Genomic DNA, 21,808 nt, shown 5'->3' on the forward strand with positions numbered 1-21,808 from the left:
GCTCACTATTAGCTATCTGTATGGGTCCAAAGCGTGTTTTCATCTTTTTTTTTACGACGATCAGTCGGTACCTGACTCAGACTCTTTTCCAGGACTTGTCGCCCCAAGTCGAGCCAAATCTCCTCAAATGACTTCTCGTAGTCATAGAAGGTAGGCTTACTTCTGAGGGCTTTGAGTTCGCTATATTTCTGGCGGGCCAAAGCCACATATTCTTCTTCGGTGAAGGGCAGGGAGTGTTCGTCAGGCATGCCCTAAGCTACGACATGGTTGCGACAATTTGAATTGCACCCCTAGTTATAGTTCCGCAATAAATATAAGAAGCAGATTAGATTGATTGCCTGAATAAAGAACTGCTTTTCTACTAATTGTTCCAAATGATTGCTGGTCGAAATGAGTAAACGGTTTGTTGCTGTACTGGTACAGCGGATGTGGAATATTGATCGGACCGCCGAACCATGGCTATCCCAGCTACTTCTTTGACGAAAAAGGGCACCTGTTTCGCTTTACCAGTAGGGGCGAGGTGAAACCACTCCCGCGAACCGTTAAACGCTATACGCTGGGATTCACCCTGAAAAGTAAGTTTTTCAGCCTGAAACAACTCCCTCCGCTGTTGCGCAGGCACTCCCCATATTAGTAGCTGATCGCCAATGAATCAACTGGCTTTTGAGCAAGAGACGCACCCTGAGGGTCGGGCGCTTGATCGCGTACAATGTTGAAAACGATGACCAGTAAGCCAAAAAACGCCTGGTTGCCAGATAGCTTACTGGTACGAAAATGCCCCTTCGACCAACGCCAGTACCTGATTCCGGTGCCGGTCGATGTGGAAGCGCAGAAACTCGAATCGTTGCCGGATATCCAGGGGGCCGGACAGGGGGTGCGGGTGGATGATCGCTTCCAGGTCTTCATCCGCCAGTGCCGTGGCTAACGCACTGAGTGGCTGTTGCAGACTGGCGAAAGCTGATAGCCAGAAGGCGGAAGGCCCACCCATGCGGGGAGCCGCAATAGCCGGAACGATTTCTTTGGGTTGCCAGGTGCGCTCGATGATGGTTTCAATGGGTAGACCCAGATGCACCCGTTCCCCTTCCCAGAGGGATGCCCCCGCCTGTTTGGCATGAAAGGCCCGCCACATGCCCCAGATGCCGCCGTGTTCGGCCCAGTACAGGTGTTCGGTATTATCGACGGCACTCCAAACATCGGGGGCGGGTTTCCAGTGGGCCTGTTCTTCCGTTAGTTTACTGACTTCGTCGATATAACGCGTCCGGGCCGTGGCTACTTCGTGCAGGAGCGGGTCAAGTTGGGGCATAGAGCATTTTGTTAAAATGGGAGGATGAAGCTACGCAGAATCCGGATTGACTGTATCGGTAGTCATGGTTGTTTTAGGGAACGGCTGGTGCGTATACCCCGCAAGCAACAAAGCCTGAACAGAATTGCCCAGGCTTTGGTACTAAACGGATACATGCCCGTTGTTACGAAATTACTTTAAGGCTGTCGGCGAAGGCCTGCATCTGGGGCATGGTGCCCAGGCTCACGCGGCACCAGTACTGCCCATCGAATTTCCACTGGCGGATACTCACGCCCTGATCCATCATCCGGGTTACGAAATCTTCGCCCTTCATCCGAATCGGGAACAGCACGAAGTTAGTGCCGGAGGCCAGGTAAGTGTAGCCGTTGGTTTTTAGCGTCTGGTACAGAAACTCGCGGGACTCCAGTCCTTTAGCCAGCGAATACTTGATAAAGTCCTCATCGGTGTAGCAGGCCAAAGCCGCGCGTAGGGTCGTCATGGTGAGTCCACCGGGGCCACCGCCCCACTTGCTGATAGCCGCCAGCGTGTCGGGTTGGCCAACCAGGTAGCCCAGTCGCAGGCCTGCCATGCCGTAGATTTTTGAGAAGGTACGGGCCACCAGTACGTCCTGCCCTTTTTTTACATTTTCGATCACCGAAAACTTCTTCGGGTCGCTGGTGTAGTGGATGTAGGCTTCATCCACGAAGACCGGCTTTTTGGCCGAAACCCGATCGACGAAGGCGCGCAACGCGACCGGGTCGATGGTTACGCCGGTTGGGTTATTCGGGTTGTTAACGTACATCAGACTGGTGTTGTCGCCCACGCGCTTTTCCATTTCGGCCAGGTTATGGTCGTAGTCACCGGCCGTGAGGGGCACTTTGTCCCACTTGGCACCGTGCTGTACAGCCGCCCGCATGAGTTGTTCGTAGGTTGGGTCGGCGGATATGATCGTACCACCCGGTTTGGCGTTGCTGTAGTACATGGCAGCTGCCACCAGCAGCGAACCCGAACCGGGAGCCAGCAGAATCTGCTCGTCGGCCACGCCTTCCTGTTCGGCAATCATTTTGCGGAGTTGCGCACCGTAGCTGAACGGGTACAGATACCCATCGGCAGCGGCTTCCGAAATGGCTTTCAGCGCCTTTGGCGAAGGGCCGTACGGATTCTCATTCGCCGACAGACGCGCTTTCAGGACACCGCCTTTGGGGGGCATCACCGGCATGGTTTCCGGCGTGTCGAGCCAGGGCTCGCAATAGGCATTTACGGGTAAAAGGGCAGGGGCCGCTACGGCTCCGGCACTCATCATCAGGCTGTTCTTGAGCCAGTTGCGACGGTTGAGTTGCATGGTTTTTTAATGTAAAATGTACTGTGAGAAATGAATAATGTACAATAGGAAATGTATAATGAACTGCTGATTAGCGTTTTGCCTGACAGGCTTAGTATTTGTAGAATGAATATTGACCTAGCCGACGCGTGTCAGCCATTGTTCATTATTCATTCTACATTATCCATTAATTAATCCCCTGCACCCGCGACAGGCGCGAGAAGGCCTGTCCCTTGTATTCGCCCGTCCAGGTCAGTTGCACACTGCTGCCCGCTGCGGGGGTGGCAATGCCCAGTTCGGCCCAGGTTTTGGCGATGCTTGCCTTGCCGGTTGCATCCGTTTTTAACTCGCCGAGGGGCGTACCGGCCCGCGTGCTTAGTTTTAAGGCCAGCGAGGCTACGGGCAGGGAGTCGATACCGACCTTATTGTTCAGAATGCCCGCCTTGTCGAGTTCATAAATCCGAACGGCCAGCGTAACCGGTCCGCTTACTTTCTGCGAAACCACCGGCTCGCCCGTCAACCCGCCACCGTCGCCGGTGGCGTTGTCGATGATGACCAGTACCGGCGCCACTACACGGTCTACAAACGGATCGTCTACTTTGGTGCAACCTACCAGACTGGAGGCTCCCAGCAGAATGCTTATTATCAGGGTATGTTTCATACTTCGTTTGATGTTTGTGGTTTGTAAGTGCTCACCCCACCCCAACCCCTCCCCGGTAGGGAGGGACTTGAAAAAAAACAGATGTAAAGTCCCTCCCTACCGGGGAGGGGTTGGGGTGGGGTAAGTAGACCATATACTTATTTCTCAACCCACCAGAGTTTGGTTTTCATGCTGTCATCGCCCCCGTTGACGGTGACGCCCTTCCGAACATTCGCTTCGTTGAGCGAGTACTCGGAGGTGGGGTATTTGATGCGGGTGGGCAATACTCCGTCATTCTCGAAAATAGCACGCGGGTCTTTCGGCGGGAGCATGGGGAGGCCCGTCCGGCGGTACTCGGTCCAGGCTTCGATACCCTGCCCGAACAGCGCAATCCACTTCTGCTCCATGATATTCGCCTTCGTGGCTTTGCCCACCGTAGCGAGGTACGGATCCGTAATTTTCAGGCCGTACTGGTCGAAGGAAGCCGTTATGCCTTTCGTAAGATACGCCTGGGCATCGCCCGCTATGTCGCCATCGAAAGCGGCTTCGGCCAGCGTCAGGTTGAGTTCCGCGAAGGTCATGAGCACACTGGGCGTCGTGGTTTGGGTAAAGTACGTCCCCAGCATAGAGCTGGTAGCCAGGTAGGTAGTGGCAATGGCATCCGGCAATCCGTTGGCATGCCCTACGTATTTCCCTTCTTTGTTGGGTTGGGCGTACACTGTGATGCGGGCATCGCCCAGGGTATTGAGCTTGTCGGCCAGAGTCTTGCTGATATTCCAGTCGGTGCGGCTGCCAAACACCATCACCTCGTTCCACTCATTGTTGCTGGGGCGCGTAGCGGTGTGTTTCAGGGTTGCGTTGTCGGCATTGCTGGTGAAGATGGGATACTTGGTGGCATCGCCCAGAATCTCGGCCATGATGGCTTTCGACTCGGCCGGTTTTTTAGCCGCCTGCCGGTTCGCCAGCCGAAGCCGCAGGGAGTTGGCAAACTTTTTCCACTTCAGGATATCACCGTTATACAGAATATCACCCGCAACGGCGGGGCCAGTCGTACTCAGCTTCTCGTTGGCGGTTTTGAGATCGGCGAGCATACCGGCGTACACCTGCTCCATGGCATCGTAGCCGGGGGTATAAACAGGTGCCTCGGCCGTTCCTTTGATGGCTTCGGAATAGGGTACGGCCCCATACACGTCCGTCAGGAGGGAGTACACCCAGGTACGCATCACGATGCCAATGCCCTCGTAGTTGGTGTTGGCGTACTTGCCGCCCGGCTGCGACAGCGTAACGATACGCTGAAAATTAACCAGCCCATCGTTGTAGAAACCTTTCCAGTTGTTGTTATAGAACGCCACCGAAACGCCGTAGTTATCGCCCTCGTTGGAGTAGATGTTCCGGCTCAGGTACTGCATCCAGAGCATGGCTCCATCCAGGTTGAGCCGTTCAAACCGGATGTTGCTGCCCCAGTACCGGTCAATGGAGGCTTCGAGGGCAAAGGGCAGCAGGTACTGCGGGCCAACGGCCGTGGGGTTGTTGGGGTCCACGTTCATCGTGTCGAAATCCCTGGTGCAGGAGCCGACCGTGAGCAACGTGGTTATGAGAAGTAAGACAATTCGTTTCATGGTATATGGTTTGTCGTTCGTCGTTTGGTATTTTGAGGTGCACGTACCCCAGAACACCAAACGACGAACTGGATTAAAACGACAGATTGAGGTTAGCGCCTAAACTGCGGCTGCTGGGAAGTTCACCATAGGCAAATCCCTGCGAGTTGGCCCCGTAGCGATCTGCTTCGGGGTCGATGTGGGGCGTGTTTTTGAACAGCATCAGCACGTTACGACCTACCAGCGAGATTTTTGCCGACCGTATTTTGATGCGGCTCAGCAACGCGGCCGGAATCTGGTAGCCAATCGTCACCTCGCGCAGTTTCACGTAACTGGCATCGAAAATAGCCGCTTCGTGGTACCGGCGCGGATTGTTGTAGCCGTACAAAGCGTTGGCGGGAACGATGGTGGTGTTAGGCACAAAGTTGGGCTGTTCGGCGGTGCCGATGTTCACCACCCCTTTACCAATAACCCCTTCTTCGCGGCCCAGGGCCGTTTCGGCGTACTGTCCGGTCCAGCGTCCGGTGCCGGTGCCTTCATCGAACAGACTCCCGCCCGATCGTACGTCGATCAGTGCCGACAGAACGATGCCTTTGTAGCTGAAGGTATTCTGCCAGCCGCCCGTCCAGTTGGGTTGAATGTTGCCCAGCACACGTGGCGTAGCCGATACGACTGGGTAGCCGTTGGCTCCGTAAATCCGCTGCCCGTCGGGTGCATGGTCAAAGCCAATCCCGAACAGGGTGCCATAGGCTTGCCCTACGCGGGCTTCGGAGTTGAGACCCTGACGGCTGTAGAGTACGTACGTGGTCAGGCCCTCGGCCAGTTCGAGCACCTTGTTGCGGTTGCGCGAGAAGTTCAGCGCGGTTTCCCAGTTGAACCCATTCGCCAGTCGGACGGGAGAGCCGGTCAGGACAATCTCAAGACCGGTGTTGGAGATTTTTCCGGCGTTCAGGATGCGCGAGTCGTAGCCGCTGGCTTTCGATATTTCGACACCCAGAATCTGGTTGCGGGATACCTGATCATAATACGTCAGGTCCAGACCAACGCGTCCTTTCAGAAAGCGCAGGTCGATACCCAACTCCGTACCGGTCGTTATTTCGGGCTTCAGGCCCGAATTGGCAATCTTTTTGTTTTCGTAAAACTCCGGCACCGAGCCATTCCAGGACCCATTGGCCCGGAACGTTTGCAACAGCTGATAGGGGTCGGCGTCATTACCAACCTGCGCCCAGCTAGCCCGCACCTTGGCGAAGGACAATACGTTGCTCTGTAAATTGAGCAGTTCCGACACGACACCACTCACTGACACCGACGGGTAGAAATACGAACGGGCTTCGGCGGGCAGCGTACTCGACCAGTCGTTGCGGGCGGTAGCGTTCAGGAACAGTGAATTGCGCCAGCCAAACTCTGCCGACCCAAAGGCACTGTTTACCTGCGATTTCTCGATGGCGCTCTCGGCCGTGTTCTGGCTGGGGTTGGCGTTCCCGGCGTTGTACACGCCATCCACCACCAGCTGGCCTACTCTCAAGAAGTTGCGTTTGTAATAGTTGGTTCGGTTAATGCCGCCAGCCTGCACATTGACGGTAAAATCGCTGGTGATAGCTTTGTTGTAGGTAAGAATGAAATCGCTGTTCGATTCCTGCCGGCGCAGGACCTCTTCGGAGTAGGAACCCGGCGTGGTGTTGCCGTTCCGGACCCGCTCAAAATTGAGGACGTTGATGCGCGTATCGGTCCAGACATCGGTGCCGGAGCGGAGCAGCAGGCTCAGCGAAGGCAGGATTTTATAATTGAGCGCAATGTTGCCGACCAGCCGGTCTTTGTCGTTGCCGTAGGGCAGGTTTTTCTGGGTAAAGTACGGGTTCGTAAAGTACGTGTGCTGCCAGTTGGGCGGGTCGGTATCGGCGGGTTTTCCGACTACGGCCCGGTTGATGCTGATGTTCTGGTAGGCTTCGTAGTCGCGCAGCTGGTCCCAGGAAACGTGCCGGTGCGACCAGATAAACTGCTGCCCTTCGGTGTAACCCCGGTTTTTAGAGCCTGATTTGATGTACTCCGCCGACAGCGTGACGTTCAGTTTGGGGGTGAAATTATAGCCCGAATTGAACTTGAAATTATTCCGGTGGAAATCATTGTAGTACATGATTCCCTGCTGGTCCAGCCGACCGATGCTAAGCCGGAAATTACCCTTATCGTTCCCCCCCGACAGGGCAATGTTATTAGTGAACGTCTTGCCCGTTTGCCAGTATTCATCGTAATTATTGGGCTGGGGCGTCAGGGGAGCTACCTCTTTTCCCGTCCACCACTGCCGTATCAGCCGCCCGTCCATGGGAGCACCCCAGCTTTCGTCGGTGCCTTCGGTGCCGTTCAGCGGGGCATTGGGGCCATACGCCCCCCGGTACTGACTAATTTCGAGCGGGTCGGTGATGGAGCCGCTCCAGCCATCGTTATACCAGGTCCGGTACCCGTTGCCACCGCCGTAGGTGTTCTGGAAATTGGGCTTTATCCAGGGCCGTTCGAAGGTGGTGTTCGAGTTGATTTCAACGCCGATTCCTTTGGTACCGGCCCCCGTTTTTGTCGTGACCAGAATGACCCCATTGGCGGCCCGTGAGCCGTAAAGCGCGGCTGCGTTGGGGCCTTTCAATACGGTCATTTCCTGAATATTGTCCGGGTTAATCTCCGACAGGCCGGAGCCGAACTGCTTATCGAAGGTTTGCTGAATCGGCACACCGTCGATAACGACGAGGGGCTGATTATTGCCCGATACGGACGAGGCTCCGCGAATCTGAATGGTGGAGCCGCTGCCCGGCCCGCCGTTGCTGCTCACCCGCAAACCCGCTACCTTGCCCGATAGTCCATTGACTACGTTCGTGGCCCGCGCTTCGGTGAGTTGACTGCCTTTTATTTCCTGTACGCCATACCCCAGCGATTTTACCTCTTTCTTTACCCCGAAAGCCGTTACGACCACTTCGGAAAGTGCCCGGGTGTCAGATTTAAGGGTGAAATCGAGGGTTGACCGGTTCCCTACTTTCAGTTCGTCCGTGGCGAAACCGATTGAACTGAACGTCAGTACGGCCGCATCGTTGAGTACAGAAATAGAAAACTTGCCGTTCGAGTCGGTGGTGGTACCGGTGCTAGTACCTTTTAGTATTACGTTAACGCCGGGTAATGGGCCTTCCTCCGCGGAACTAACCGTTCCCGTTACCAGCCGGGTTTGCGCCTGAGCCGTTAGCCCGGCCCAACAGCAAAGCAAAATCCAGATAAGTAGTCGTTTTTGCATGGATCATTCAGGTTAATACGTTTATTGATTCAAATAATGCTACTGATTCGTAGCGATTATGTACGCCTGGCTGCCCGGACAATGCCGAATACTAGCCGCCCGATTCAAGATTATCCGAACTGACCAGACGTAACATAATTGCCCCTGAGCCTCGCGGCCGGGTGGGTATGCTGAATTGAATTTGGTTACTGAAGACTATTGATTGTGACGGCCGGACCCTGGTGGGCCAACCGTACAATGCATGCTACCAATGGGTGTGTCGTATAGCCCGGGGCGCACGACAACCCATCTCTCCTGTACTGACAGGCTGTGTCGGTACTGAGTTGTATTGACTACTCCACAAGTGCGGCCAGTGAGTAATCAATCTGTGAAGGATACTTTATGACTAATTAATTTTTGTTGGTCAAATGTAGCCATTTGATGTAAATTCCAAATACTATTTTAATATTTTTTTATCTGGCATAGATAATATTTTACCAAAAGCTATATATGCCAAATATGATACAAGTAGAAAAGTAAACTTTTTCCTGTTTTAATCCTAAATTAATCTATTGACCCCCTATGGTAGTAGAGTATTGCTTCCACACGTAGCGAATGGAGGATTAGTTGACAACCTCTTTTACTACTGGTCTTTCATGATCGAACCGTTTCTCGTAGTTGATCCTGAACTGGCTCAGGTTAGGGCTGTGCGTTCGTTTTCTGTTTAGTTTGTGCTGAGTCGTCTGGTCGGGCTGGCAAGAAAAAGGATGCTTTAGGCTTTCTTTTTTGTATGTAGTGCTGTTCAGGATGCCCGTTCATTCAACGATCCACCAGCCGTAACTCTCCGGGGCGATTTCGACCGGTAATTCCACTTCATACTGTCGATTCAACCGGTAAGCCTTTCCTTTGCCTTCTCCCTGCCGTATCATGGCCATTTCGCGCAGACCCGTATAGTACAGGGGCAGCCTGATGGTGCGGGTGATTTTTGTTTTCAGGGGATTGAACAGCATCAGTAGTCCTTTTTCCTTCAGGGCAGGATTCACGTGCAGGATCCCGTCCCAGTCGCGCCCGTCGGGTCGGCGCAGGTGGATGAGGTCGGCGTTCAGGATGGAGCGGTACTTTTTGTACCAGTTGATAACCCGGCTGACGGTTTGTTTAGTGGCCTCGGTATCGTAGAGCCTTGGCCCCCGGTAGCATGCCTGAACGCCCGCTCCGTAATACTGCATCATCAGCTGCTCATAATCGGGTAGGTGTTCGCTGAGCGGCTCCAGCACGGCTTCGGGACCACCACCCTGGTATTTGGTCAGGGGAACAAATCCCCAGCCCATAGCGGGTGTTTTCTCCCAGGTGCCATCAAAAATGTTCTGCCGATTCAGCAGTTTCTGCTGCTCCCGCGATAATGAAAAATTTACTTCCCGGTAACCCAGCGCAATCTTGTTGGTGCCATCCATAAAATACCAGTCGGGCGCGTTGATGTACACACCTTTCCCGTTCAGGAACCGGTAAAAACCTTTCTGCATCTCCATCTGCACCCACTGCGAATCGGCCAGGCCTTTATGACCGGGATGGGTGGTGGAGGCACATACATCGCCGGGGTAGGGGCCATCGTGTTCGAGTAAATCAAATCCCGTTTCTGTGATGAATTTTTTCAGGCTGTTCAGGTAATTGATGCCCCACTGACTGGCCAGGCAGGGAGCGTGGCCAAAGAACGCGCCCTTATCGGGCAGGCCGGTTTTGGGGTCGATAACGTCGTTCGCATCGTCGATACGCCGGCTGCTGAACAGCGAGTAGCCGCCCAGTAAAATACCTTTGCTGTGCGCGTAATCGGCCAGGGCTTTGAATGTCCCGATGTTGGCGGCACTGGTATCTTCCATGTTCAGGCCACTGCCAAAACTCAGAATAACCAGTTCGTAACCCGTTTCGACGCACTGGTCGATGGCGTTCCTGACCGTTGCGGGGTCGGTACTCACCAGGTGCATGAAAACCGGGTTCTGGGTCGTCCAGGGGGCAACGATTCGGTAAAACTGCCGGCGGGCCAGGCCGTTGCGCTCCCGGTCGTAGCCATCCAGCAGCAGTTCGTGGGTACGTATCGACGTGTAGGTGTTGCCCGGTTCCAGATCAATTCCGACGCCCAGGGTTGGATAGACGGTTAGCAGGCAGGGCGTTTCGTAGTTGTAATTGACCTGCGAGGTGTAGAGGGAATCTGTTTGCCAGTGCGTAGCCTGATCGGACAGGTCGTAGCGCATGGCGTTGTTGAATGCAAAGTTATTTTCGACGTAAATCCGTTGCGGTTTCTTCATCTGATCGGGCTTACCTACCACCGCCGATTCTTCTTCCGGCGTTGCCAGAATCTCGTTGACGACCTGGTCAACGTGGATGGCCTTTGGGCTATTGTTCCGGATCGTTACCCACTTGCACAGCGCTGGAATACCATCGTATAGGGCGTAGTGAACCGATACCGCCACGCCCTGTAGTTCGGGTTGGGTAGCCGTAAACTGTAGCGTTAGTTCCTGACCCGTGGGCTGGTTCCGGTTCAGTGTCCAGGTACGCGACTGCCAGCTTATGTAGGGCGTGATGGGGGAGATGGTGAAGGTCCTGAACTGAAAATCGGTCGGATGGGCGGTGAAGCGGTCGAGCCATTCTTCGCGCAGGTAGGCGTGTTCCGGCTGCCCGTAGAGTCCGCCTACCGGGTATACTTTTCCGTTCAGCGTCAGCAGGGCTTCGGGCCGGACGGAGCGAACAAACTGCTCGCTGGTGGCCAGGTTCTGATAATCCACCGTGGCCAGATTCGGGCTTACCCGAAACCGACGGCTTACCAAACCATTAGACAGGATAAGGTCTTTACCCCCGTTAGTTTGGTAAATTCCTGCTTTCTGCGAAACGGGCTTCAGCAGCCAGTCGCCTTCGAACCGGGCGGGCTGGTAGGTGGGTAGTGATTTTAGCTGCGCGAAACCGGGCAGCGTCAGTAGCCAGCAGGCAACTAGAAAGGGGAAATACTTCATGGGAGGACCGGCAAAGGGTTGTCGACGGAACGAATGACGCACAAGTTAATCTGCCCGACACGCTGTGGCCAGGTTTTCTGCCAAAAAAGAAATCCTCCTCTAGTCCTACTCGCTCAGTTGGCAACGTCTTTAACCGTTGGCCTGCTATCGACAGCTCGTTTTTCGTAGTTGATCCTGAACCGGCTCAGGTCAGGGCTGTGGGCCCGTTTACGGCCCAGTTCGTACTGGTAGATCGTCTGGCCGAGCTGGTACAAAAACGGATGCCCAACGGCGTCTTCGTCGTACTTGTCGTCGTTCAGAATGCCATCGCTGTTCACGTAAACCGTGGCCGTCAGCATGTACTCGACTTTATTCCTGAAATCTACCACGTAGGATGTATCGGTCAGAAAGCCGTAGGCCCAGCCCACCTTGTTGAGCACCCGCACACCGGCGGGCATCTGATGGTGCAGGCTGTCCATGAAAAAGAATTTCACGTAACTGTCGTAATACTGCTTCGGGTCGTATTTGGGGTAGTTGGTTTCGCCGGGGTACTGCGACAGGTACTGGTACAGGAACCGGTAATCATCATCGGTCAGGTTGAACCGCTGTTTTGCCAGTACCGATTGCGGAAACAGCGTGGACTGAAGCAGTTGCTGCAGCGTTTCAAGCGGGAGTTTGTTGCGTTCCGTAAAGTCGAATGGGGCGTTTACCAGGCTATCGTTACCGGTCATATAGCCCTTTCCCAGTTTGGCTACCCGGCTGAAATCAAAAGGCACTTCGTTGTAGACGGCGGGTTGGGCGTAAATCAGTTTGCCGGCTTTATCAATAAAACGAACAGGGTTGGTATGCCGGTTTTCGTCGGGAGTCATGCGCACGAACCGGTGCGTAATCCGCGTGTCGAGGTAACCCCGTGCGTGCAGTGACCGGTTGATTTCGCCCTGCCCCATAAACTCATACATCCGGCTGTACGGGTCATTTTCACTCACCAGTAAGGCTTTTCGTATCAGATGGGCAACGGATGGATAACCCGTTTCGGCCGTTTCGTCCTGCCATTCCCTGGTCTGCTTACTATACGCACTGTCGAACTGCATGGCCGTGAATTTCGTGATGGCGGGGTTGTTCAGGGTATTGATTTTATCCAGCGACAGCAGGGCCAGCGGTAGTTTCACCGTAGAGGCCGGATAGAAGTAAACCGTACTATCGACGTTGAAATAGTAGTTCGTAAAAGAAGGATTATTGGCTTTATCCCGGTTTATCTGCGTATAAATTACCTGGAGCCGGTAGGTGTCCGGGTGCTGGGTGATTTCCTGAAAAACAGGATTTTTATTGGCTGAAAATAGCTTCGTCAGGAAAGCGTCGGTACGTGCCTGCCCAAAGGTGGATGCGCTAGAAAGCGCAAGGAATCCCGCAAGAATTTTTGTTCGTAGTTCCATCGCCCTGACGGTAGTGAGAATTTTAGAAAATGAGCGATTGATACCAAACAAAAGCCCCCTGAAAATCTTTATGTTTAAACAACAAACCGTATCGCGATGCGTTCAGCCACGGAGTTAAAGCGATTTCTGGATGCCCAGTCCGATGACTACAATCGAGCGCTGGGCGAAATTAGGAATGGAAAGAAACAAAGTCACTGGATGTGGTATATCTTTCCGCAGATTGCAGGACTGGGTTATAGTGAGACGGCAAAATTTTACGCACTCCGCGACCTGGAAGAAGCCCATGCCTACCTGGAACACCCGGTGCTGGGGAGTCGACTGATCGAGATTGCGCAGGCCCTGCTCGCCATCGAGGGCAAAACAGCTAATCAGATTCTGGGCAGTCCGGACGATCTGAAGTTACACTCCTGCATGACCCTGTTTAGCCGGGTTGCGCCTGCCGATCCGGTTTTTACCGCTGTGCTGGAACGCTATTATAACGGTATACCCGACCAGCGAACCCTTGCCCTTTTACAACGCAGTCCGTAAAAAAATAATCCTCTTTGGTAAGGCGTATGTAATAGTACCACTAGTTGATTCAGGCAACCAGCTTAGTAAACAGGTCTGCCAGCGTTTCGCCCGCGTCTGCGCACAAGCCCGGATGCACCGGTGAGGGCTGGATTACGGTGCTGCGGGTAGAAGTCAGCCAGCGGAAACGCTCGGCCAGTGAAAGCTTACCAATAGGGCCACCCGCGGCCCGGCCCGCGCAGATGCGCTCGAAGGCAAGCAGTCGTTCGGCCAGTTCGGTAATATCCAACTCGGCCGAAAAAGCATGCAGTCGGTGTTCGGGTAAGGCGTATTTCGTCTGTAGAAAACCCTGCGCCCGGCAGTAAACAATAACGCCGACATTCATAAACTCTTCCCGTTCAACGCGGGGCACCACCCGGATAACGGCGTACTCAAATAAGTGCATGGCGGGCGTCGTTAGCGGCTTGAACAAAAATTTCTGACGCGTCCAGCCGGTCTGCCAGAAAGCGGGCGTACAGTTGACGCTGCTCTTCAACCGACTCCATTGCTCCGTTGTGCCGAAGCCACACATCGGGTATCAGCGAAACGATGGATTGTATGAGTTCCGGCGTCAGTATTTGGCGGGACTCCGCACTAACGGCTTCCAGTTCAGTAGCCTGTGACAGCAATACGTGGTCCTTTATCTGGGGAAAGGGTCGGCTACTTTGTGCTGGCCAACTATCACCGGTATGATGCACGTACAGCGCTGCGCCGTGGTCAATCAGCCACAATTCCTTATGCCACATCAGCATATTGGTATTCCGGGCGGTGCGATCAACGTTCATCATAAACGCGTCCAGCCAGACAATCTGTGAGGCCAGTCGTGCATCGACCGTGTTTACGATAGGGTCGAAGGTGATGGCGCCGGACAGGTAGTGCAATCCAAGATTGAGCCCTTCGCTGGCCCGCAGCAAATCCTGAATTTCTTCGTCGGGTTCGGTACGGCCAAAAGCTTCATCGAGGGTAGCGAATACCAGTTCCGGTATCCGCAGTCCCAGCGCACGGGCTATCTCGCCCCCAATCAGTTCGGCAATGAGGGCTTTGGTGCCCTGACCGGCTCCCCGAAACTTGAGGACGTACAGAAACCCATCATCGGCTTCGACCAGCGCGGGCAGGGAGCCCCCTTCGCGCAGGGGCTTCGCGTAGCGAATTACCTGAACGGTTCGGAGTAAGGAGAAATCAGACGACACAGTTTTGGGTGTTGATGGTTACTCGTGAACGGAACTACGCCTGCCAAACGGGCATTTCTGAACGTAGTTTCCGGGAAATTTAGGGCGAAATTTTGAGAAAGCAGGTACGTGGGAAACCGCCAAATGCCAGGAAGGCTTCGCTAACCCCAAAGCAACAGAATGAATCAGGCAGGGGCGATGGGCAAAAAAAGTCGAAATTTGATGGGTGATTACCAGTTTTATAGCTTTGTGAAGTAGATTGGCGGCTGATTTAATAAAATTTTTAAATAACTCATGCATGAAGAGGCTTTTTTCGACCGTCGCCGTCGCGCTTGTTGCGCTATTCCCAGCCCTGGCCCAGCAGCATTCCGAACAGAACCACGAAAACTACATTGCACCGAAGGAGGAAGCCGTTAAACAGAAACTGGCTGCCTGGCAAACCATCAAGTTTGGGCTGCTCATGCACTGGGGCACCTACAGTGAACGGGGTATCGTGGAGTCGTGGTCGCTTTGCCCCGAAGATGAGGGCTGGTGTGAGCGCAAAGGGCCAACAGCCAGCAACTGGTACGAGTATAAAAAGGGGTATGAAGCCCTCCAGACTACGTTCAACCCCGTTAAGTTCAACCCGGAACGCTGGGCCGATGCAGCTAAAAAAGCGGGCATGAAATACATGGTGTTCACGACCAAACACCACGATGGTTTCTGCATGTTCGACACGAAGCAGACCGATTATAAAATCACGGATGCTAAAACGCCATTCTCCAGCAATCCCCGCAGCAACGTGACGAAAGAAATTCTGGCGTCGTTCCGGAATCAGGGATTCATGGTGGGTACGTATTTCTCAAAGCCCGACTGGCACGTCGATTCCTAGTGGTGGCCCTACTTCCCGCCCAAAGACCGCAACGTGAATTACGACCCCAAAAAATACCCCGACAAGTGGAAGCAGTTTAGCGATTTCACCTATAACCAGATTCAGGAGCTGATGACGGACTACGGCAAGGTGGATATTCTGTGGCTTGACGGCGGCTGGGTTCGGCCCGCCAGCACCATCGACAGTACCATCAGCTGGCAGCGCACCATTCCCTACAGTCAGGATATCGACATGGCCCGTATCGCCGGGATGGCTCGTCAGCATCAGCCCGGTTTGCTGGTGGTGGACCGCACGGTGGCGGGTGAGTTCGAGAACTACGTGACCCCGGAGCAGTCGATTCCCGACCACTACCTGCCCATTCCGTGGGAATCGTGCATGACCATGGGCGATAGCTGGTCGTACATTCCAGAGGAGAATTTCAAACCCGCCCGCAAACTGGTGCAGACACTGGTGGATATTGTGGCGAAAAACGGCAACCTGCTGCTGAACATCGCCCCCGGTCCCGATGGCGAGTGGCACGAGGAAGCCTACGGTCGGTTGCAGGAAATCGGTAGCTGGATCGCCGTGAATGGTGAGTCTATTTACGACACCAAACCCCTGGCTCCGTATCGGCAGGGGCAGTGGGCCTTTACCACCAGTGGCAAAGCGAGCTACGCTTCCTACCTGCCCACCGATTCGGAAAAACAGCTACCCGCCAGCGTTATTCTGCCCGTACTGAGTAAGGCATCAAAAGCCGTTGTCACGATCCTGGGCGCGAAACAAACCCTGAAAGCCGTAAAAACGGCCAACGGTATGACCGTTACGATTCCCGAAAAAATACGGCAACAACTGGCCGGACAACCGGTCTGGGTGTTTAAGGTGGTGTAATAATTGGCAGTGCCGACTGAGATGGGAGTCTTTCCGGGTGTCCATCGACTGATGCGCCATGCTGGAAACGGGGTATTTTAGACCAGTCAGGCTAGAGGATAGTCGTAAATGGGCGTATTTTAGGAAGAAAATGGGCCTGATTTCCATTGGTTCTTCCTAAAATACGCCCTTTGTCTTATATTTATAAAAAAATTTAAAAATAGACATTGGTCTCCTTTTTTATGGGTTCCCCTACCTGCTCAACGGACTAACCAATCCAGTAAATCACTCATTTTTAAACTGCCTGTTTACTAATCAGAACCCCTAACTATGAAGAAATCGCTGCTTATCTGTTGCTTACTCCTGCTGCAAGCTGGGTTGGTACTGCACGCCCAGTCCCGGTACGCGCTTATTCCTAAACCAACCAGGCTAACCGAACAGAAAGGGAGTTTTATCATTCCCCGCGACGTGGACATCATCATACAGTCGACCAATGCGCAGCTGCTTCCGATTGCCAGACTGTTAGCTGATCAACTGGCTATTGCCACGGGCTATAAACCGTCCGTTACGGCGGGCAAGTCGGGCAAAGGGATTCTGTTCGTTAGTGCCAAAGGGGCTCAGTTTGGCGATGAGGGGTACAAGCTGACGGTTTCGCCCCGGCAAATCGTTATCACCGCCGAGCAGCCCAAAGGGTTTTTCTACGGCGTACAGACGCTGATGCAACTAATGCCCCCGGCCGTGTTCAGCCCGGCCCGGGTGGAGGGTGTGACCTGGGAGGTACCGGCCTGTACCATCGAGGATCAGCCCCGCTACGGGTACCGTGGGGGGATGCTCGATGTAGGCCGGCACTACATGCCCATCGATTTCATCAAGAAGTTCATCGATCTGCTGGCCCTGCATAAGATGAACACCTTCCACTGGCACCTGACCGAAGATCAGGGCTGGCGCATCGAGATCAAAAAATACCCGTTGTTAACCAAAATCGGCTCCATCCGGAAACAGTCGATGGTGGGCCGCTACGGCGACAATAAATACGATGGGAAGCCCTACGGCGGTTTCTACACGCAGGATGAAGTACGCGACATCGTTAAGTACGCCCAGTCGAAATACGTAACTGTGATACCCGAAATCGAGATGCCGGGCCATTCGGCGGGTGTGTTGGCGGCCTACCCGCAATTTGGTAGTAATCCCGATAAAATCGTGGATGTAGTATCCAAATGGGGGGTTATGGATGATGTCCTGTTCCCGCGTGAGGAGACGTTTACGTTTCTGGAAGACGTGCTGACCGAAGTGATGGATTTATTTCCCAGTCAGTATATTCACATTGGGGGCGACGAATGCCCCAAAACGCAGTGGAAACAAAGCCGCTTTTGCCAGAACCTGATGAAGGAAAAAGGCCTGAAAGACGAGCACGAATTGCAAAGCTATTTCATCCAGCGCATCGACAAGTTCGTGACATCAAAAGGCCGTCGCATCATCGGCTGGGACGAGATTCTGGAGGGTGGTTTGTCGCCCAACGCCACGGTGATGAGTTGGCGTGGCGTAGCGGGTGGTATTGCCGCTGCCCGGCAGGACCACGACGTAATCATGACCCCCACGACCTACTGCTACCTCGACTATTACCAAGTCGATAAATCAATGCAGCCGACCGTTCCTATTGCCATTGGCGGGTATCTGCCGCTCGAAAAAGTGTACAGCTTTGATCCCTCCGTAACTGATAGCCTGACGACCGCGCAGGCCAAACACGTACTGGGCGTACAGGCTAACCTCTGGACGGAATACGTCCTGACGCCCGAATACGCGGAGTATATGCTGTTCCCGCGCCTGATTGCCGTAGCCGAAACGGGCTGGACACCCCAGGCCAGTCGGAATGTTGATGATTTTAAAACGCGGCTCGAAACTCACAAGAAGCGGCTGGACTACCTGAAAGTCAACTATTTCGGTGCTCCCATCAACGGTGATTTTCCGTATCAGATGCCTAAAGAAACAGCGAGTAAGTAAGGCGTTTTTACCGGACTATCCCACAAAAAAGGGGCTGCAATCAAGCGGCCCCTTTTTTGATTTGTATTGGCCATCGGTGCTGATTGATGATGCTATTGAGCAACTAATTAAGGCTAATCTAAATCATGGCCAGGTTTCCAGGCCGGCTGCAATCCGCAACGCCCGCTGAACATCTTCCCAATAAAAGCCGCTTTCATAGCCGGTAGACAGGCGATCACAGATATCCAGAAAGTCGTTGGCCCTATCTAATCGTTGCTGCCCGTCTGATGGCTCACTGTCGTCGGGCGGTATTGAATCGGGGGGTGTTTCCATATCGCTAACTAGCTATGTTTCCAGCGAAAGACGGAATCTATCCCCATATTTCCAACCCCCGTGTTACATGGTTTGATCTCATTTTTACCGTTGAAACTCTAACCCTTGCTGGAGTAGGAGCTTGGCCGGATCGAACACGAGATAAATTACCAAATCTTTCTGCACAAATGCGAGTAGATTCGGTTGCGGGGCGAAAGAGCGACAAATCATGTTGGACGTTATTAATTAACCCCTGGTCAGTCAAGTAGCGTTTACTGTATGGAATGGTCAGGGAAGTATTGTCTGCGTTTGCAGAGTTATACTGGGTATATTGGCCGATATCATACCGTAGAAATTAGCATTGACTTCTACGGGCAGTTTCCCGTTTCTGTCGCTCACGGTATGGCTGATGTCAACGCGGGTAATAACACCGAGCCGGTAACTAACCCCGCTTCGGGCCAGAAAGCTATGCGCCAGCTCGCCCGTCCTGAACAGACCGGTATCTTCCCACTGGCGATTTACTTCTGCAAACCCTTCATAGCTGTTTATTGGAAAATGCCTTGATTCATAATTGGCGAGTGGTTCAAAGGTGTTCGTTGACGGATTGTATTCATCAACGGTCAACTCGATAGACGTGGCCGTATTTTGCGTTCCGAAAAAGAAAGCCTCGTGGTTTCGAAAGCTGCTGGTCGTGTTCCAGCCAACTTTGGGTGAGAACGTAACACTGCCGAACTGGCCCACCTCGTCGGGCGTAGCTTTATACAGGATAAACAAGCCCGATTTTACGGTTCCCTTCGCGTGGAATATATGCAGTTGGGAACCGGCACTCGATAGGAGGTAGCCCGCTTGTTTGGATGAGTATGAATTTCGATTTTCCCCGTTGGTTGCATCCAGTAAACCCGGTAGTTCGGCTACGTAGTGGTTTTCGGGTGGTGGGAAAAGCGGCATTATGGGGTAGTCGCCATACACATAGACACCTTTTGGCCATCGCCGAACCAGTCCTCCGTTCTTCAGTAGCGTATCAAGCACAGAAGCTTTCTTAAGAGTTTGCAACTCCACCGCTATATCCAACGGCGAGGTGTGCGGGTTTTTATCGCTGCCGGTCATGTCCCGAAATAATGCAGGCAGGTCGGCCTGCGTTGCGGGGAAATTTTTCAATGCTTCGTCAAGGGCTTTTCGCGCGTCGGAACGGGTATCGCGTTCAACGAAGGAAAAGTCTCTGATGGCCTTCATCAAGGCTGATTCTGTGTAGGTTGACTCCATGATTACAATTGTTTAGTGATTGGTTGATACTTTCTGGTTCGGCAACGTTTATTGGGTTGATTTGTACAGGCTTTACTTGTTTGCCCATCGTCAATGGTCAAAAAGCAGGCTCCAGAAATAATCCCAGGCTGGTGTTGGGGTCATCAGCCCATAAAAGGCATAGATGCTTACAAACGATACTATACCAATCAGGTAAGGCCGAAACACCTTCGTTTTGAACCACTCAAACACGAGCAGACCAACCAGAATTAGTAAGCCAAGTGCTGGGCCGGGGACCGGAGAATCGGGTAAACGCCCCAGAGCCGGGTTAATGAACGGCAACACGGTAATCACCATATACCGGGCATGAAACGCCGGTTTGTGGCGGTAGTAAATCGCCAGCCCGTAAACCAGTATCAGAAACGAGACATCAGCAAAGGCAAATCCAAAAATGGCAAGATTTTTTTCGCGGAGCTGGCTACTTCTAACCACCAGTATAATTGTAACTACCAGTAAACCCATGAGCCAGTAGGAGGCTTTCCCCAGTCTGCGGTGAAGCGCGAACTGCTTATTCCGAATCAGAATTGGCTGTACAATCAACATCCCAAACCAGGCAAGTATAAGCACGGCGTGGAGATGAAGTAGCGGTTTTATACCGATAAAACGGGGGAACAAGCTAAAATAGGTTTTGTAGAAACCCACAAAAACGATGAGCAGCGCGCCCAAAAATAAATAGCTGACATTTCGATACGATTTTTCCATGATAAGCAGCGGTTTACTGGATTGTCCTGACCTACTGACTGGCTACCGTTTTCTGGGTCGGCAGCGTTTGTAGGTACGCGTAGATGGCATCGCTCTCGCGGTCGGTGAGGTTATGGAAATACTCCCGGCACATCACCGACATTGCGCCACAGTCTTTCTTGGATAGCCCGCCCTCGCCCGTTTGCAGAAAATGCCGGAATGCTTCGGGTTTGTAGGCTGTGGCAATAATTAGCGCGGGGGCGTTCATGCCGTGGTCGTTGCTGCCTTTGAGTTCAGGCCCGCCGTGGCAACCGCTGCACACGGTCATGGTCAGGTACTTGCCCCGGCCCACGAGCGTGGTGTCCTGCCCGTAGTCGGGAATGTGCTGGTGGTCGATGGCTTCGGCCATAATCGGAAATTGCCCGGCTACAATAATGCCCCGCCCAATGGGACCAAAGCTGTTTTCGCCGAGGGTGTCGGAAGTGGGAACGGGTTTCAGGGTGCGGAGGTAGCTAATCATTTTACCCATATCGACGTCGGTCATGGGCGTGTACATACCGGACGCAAACATCCAGGCGTTGTGGCCGTCGCGCTTTATGGCATGGCGCACCAGCCGGGCCAGTTCGGCATCCGAATAGGCCGGGATTTTAGTGGTCAGATTGGCCGAAACAATCCGGGCTACGTTCGGCACGTTCAGAAACTCTTTGCCCTCGTACCGTTCGCCGTGGCAACTTCCGCAGTGATACACACCCACTAATCGTTTGCCCTCGGCTATCGAAGCCGTATCGTGCGGCACGGCAACAGCTACTAACGGTACATCATTATACGTCCGGGTGAGTTTGTACTCGCTGATACCATACACAACGGCAAGGATGACGAGAATGAGGGCGACAAGGCTAATGCCGGTCCATTTCAGGATGGTCAGAAATCGGTTCATACAAAGAAATAGGTGTGGATAATCCGTAATTGGTTAAAAAGCGGAAGGAACAAAAAGCGGTTCATTTAGCTGGTTCGTAGAATACCCCGCCCACATGGACGATTTTCCACTTGCCCGACCCGTCGGACCGCCCCATTTTTTCCAGATAGCGCGTTTCGTGGGCGTATTGTTTCTTGCCGTCGGGGGCTGTTACGGTTTGCTCGAACTGAGCGAAAGCGGCATTACCGTTCACCCGGATGAGGTAATCGGTATTCTGGAAGGTCTCTCCCGTTGATTTGCCCATACTGGCTATCATCGTTTTGATACCCTCTGCCATGTTGGTTTGCGGATTGTTGCTATGAATAACTGTTCCTTTGCCATCCCACAGGCTAATGAGGTTACCGGCTTCGGGTACATTGGCCCAGCAATCGGCCATGCTGGCAGCATCCCGGTTGTTCCATGCGGTGGTTTCCCGCTCCACAACGGCTTTAATCTGGGCCACGTCGCTGGATTGGGCGCGGGTGGTTTGGGTGGTTGCCATGAGCGCACTGGCTAAGAGGGCAAGGGTAAGAAAATGGGTTTTCATGGGAGTGAATGGTTATTGAATGAGCGAACGGATGTTTGTTATCGGCATCAAACGTAGCGCGAGACACAGGGTCGCACAAACGCTGCTGTGTGAA

16 protein-coding genes and 2 pseudogenes are annotated in these 21,808 nt (G+C 53.4%); 3 read left to right on the top strand and 15 right to left on the bottom strand.

The window, feature by feature from the left end; all coding sequences use genetic code 11:
• The 8 genes and pseudogenes from B157_RS0131215 to B157_RS0131255 all read right to left on the bottom strand — a co-directional run.
• Nucleotides 1-248, bottom strand: a pseudogene (locus tag B157_RS0131215) (ISLre2-like element ISRsl1 family transposase); the annotation flags it as partial.
• A gap of 512 nt (nt 249-760) precedes the next feature.
• Complete coding sequence (locus B157_RS0131225; protein ID WP_020607231.1) at nt 761-1,303, bottom strand: DinB family protein; 543 nt, start codon at nt 1,301-1,303, stop codon at nt 761-763.
• A gap of 163 nt (nt 1,304-1,466) precedes the next feature.
• Nucleotides 1,467-2,624 carry a pyridoxal phosphate-dependent aminotransferase gene (locus tag B157_RS0131230; RefSeq protein WP_020607232.1) on the bottom strand — a complete coding sequence of 386 codons (1,158 nt, stop codon included), beginning with the start codon at nt 2,622-2,624 and terminating at the stop codon, nt 1,467-1,469.
• Between the two features lie 166 nt (nt 2,625-2,790).
• Entirely contained in the window at nt 2,791-3,264 is a 474-nt protein-coding gene (locus tag B157_RS0131235) for a hypothetical protein (protein WP_020607233.1), read from the bottom strand.
• Between the two features lie 137 nt (nt 3,265-3,401).
• The gene (locus tag B157_RS0131240) at nt 3,402-4,862 is read right to left on the bottom strand and encodes a SusD/RagB family nutrient-binding outer membrane lipoprotein (RefSeq protein ID WP_020607234.1); all 1,461 of its coding nucleotides are present in this window, start codon (nt 4,860-4,862) and stop codon (nt 3,402-3,404) included.
• 73 nt (nt 4,863-4,935) lie between these two features.
• A complete protein-coding gene (locus B157_RS0131245; protein ID WP_020607235.1) occupies nt 4,936-8,112 on the bottom strand; it encodes a SusC/RagA family TonB-linked outer membrane protein in 3,177 nt (1,058 codons plus the stop codon).
• A 794-nt stretch (nt 8,113-8,906) separates the two neighbouring features.
• Complete coding sequence (locus B157_RS0131250) at nt 8,907-11,093, bottom strand: hypothetical protein (RefSeq protein WP_020607236.1); 2,187 nt, start codon at nt 11,091-11,093, stop codon at nt 8,907-8,909.
• Between the two features lie 113 nt (nt 11,094-11,206).
• Nucleotides 11,207-12,505 (bottom strand): serine hydrolase, encoded by a 1,299-nt coding sequence (locus B157_RS0131255; protein ID WP_020607237.1) that lies wholly within the window; start codon nt 12,503-12,505, stop codon nt 11,207-11,209.
• A gap of 96 nt (nt 12,506-12,601) precedes the next feature.
• Between B157_RS0131255 and B157_RS0131260 the strand changes: the two genes are divergently transcribed.
• Nucleotides 12,602-13,033 (top strand): DUF1810 domain-containing protein, encoded by a 432-nt coding sequence (locus B157_RS0131260; RefSeq protein WP_020607238.1) that lies wholly within the window; start codon nt 12,602-12,604, stop codon nt 13,031-13,033.
• Nucleotides 13,034-13,082: 49 nt separating this feature from the next.
• On the opposite strand, the gene B157_RS0131265 is transcribed toward B157_RS0131260, so the two are convergent.
• Both B157_RS0131265 and B157_RS0131270 read right to left on the bottom strand, forming a co-directional pair.
• Nucleotides 13,083-13,457: a DUF3037 domain-containing protein gene (locus B157_RS0131265; protein WP_020607239.1), complete on the bottom strand. Its 375-nt coding sequence runs from the start codon at nt 13,455-13,457 to the stop codon at nt 13,083-13,085.
• On the bottom strand, nt 13,444-14,241 hold the full coding sequence (locus B157_RS0131270; protein ID WP_020607240.1) for a HipA family kinase: 798 nt from the start codon (nt 14,239-14,241) through the stop codon (nt 13,444-13,446). The genes B157_RS0131265 and B157_RS0131270 overlap by 14 nt, the downstream gene beginning before the upstream one ends.
• Nucleotides 14,242-14,518: 277 nt before the next feature.
• On the opposite strand from B157_RS0131270, the pseudogene B157_RS36385 reads away from it, so the two are divergent.
• Nucleotides 14,519-15,958 (top strand): annotated as a pseudogene (locus B157_RS36385) (alpha-L-fucosidase).
• Between the two features lie 309 nt (nt 15,959-16,267).
• A complete protein-coding gene (locus B157_RS0131285) occupies nt 16,268-17,938 on the top strand; it encodes a beta-N-acetylhexosaminidase (protein WP_020607244.1) in 1,671 nt (556 codons plus the stop codon).
• A gap of 123 nt (nt 17,939-18,061) precedes the next feature.
• On the opposite strand, the gene B157_RS0131290 is transcribed toward B157_RS0131285, so the two are convergent.
• The 5 genes from B157_RS0131290 to B157_RS37035 form a co-directional block, all read right to left on the bottom strand.
• Entirely contained in the window at nt 18,062-18,250 is a 189-nt protein-coding gene (locus B157_RS0131290; RefSeq protein WP_020607245.1) for a hypothetical protein, read from the bottom strand.
• Nucleotides 18,251-18,517: 267 nt separating this feature from the next.
• A complete protein-coding gene (locus B157_RS0131300; RefSeq protein ID WP_020607247.1) occupies nt 18,518-19,492 on the bottom strand; it encodes a hypothetical protein in 975 nt (324 codons plus the stop codon).
• Nucleotides 19,493-19,582: 90 nt separating this feature from the next.
• The gene (locus tag B157_RS0131305; protein WP_020607248.1) at nt 19,583-20,233 is read right to left on the bottom strand and encodes a hypothetical protein; all 651 of its coding nucleotides are present in this window, start codon (nt 20,231-20,233) and stop codon (nt 19,583-19,585) included.
• A gap of 31 nt (nt 20,234-20,264) precedes the next feature.
• Nucleotides 20,265-21,149, bottom strand: coding sequence for a cytochrome c (locus tag B157_RS0131310; protein ID WP_020607249.1), 885 nt, complete (start codon nt 21,147-21,149; stop codon nt 20,265-20,267).
• Between the two features lie 61 nt (nt 21,150-21,210).
• Nucleotides 21,211-21,714, bottom strand: coding sequence for a YybH family protein (locus tag B157_RS37035; RefSeq protein WP_020607250.1), 504 nt, complete (start codon nt 21,712-21,714; stop codon nt 21,211-21,213).
• Nucleotides 21,715-21,808 lie beyond the last annotated feature (94 nt).

Origin of the sequence: Spirosoma spitsbergense DSM 19989, assembly GCF_000374085.1 — a bacterium.
Taxonomy (GTDB): domain Bacteria; phylum Bacteroidota; class Bacteroidia; order Cytophagales; family Spirosomataceae; genus Spirosoma; species Spirosoma spitsbergense.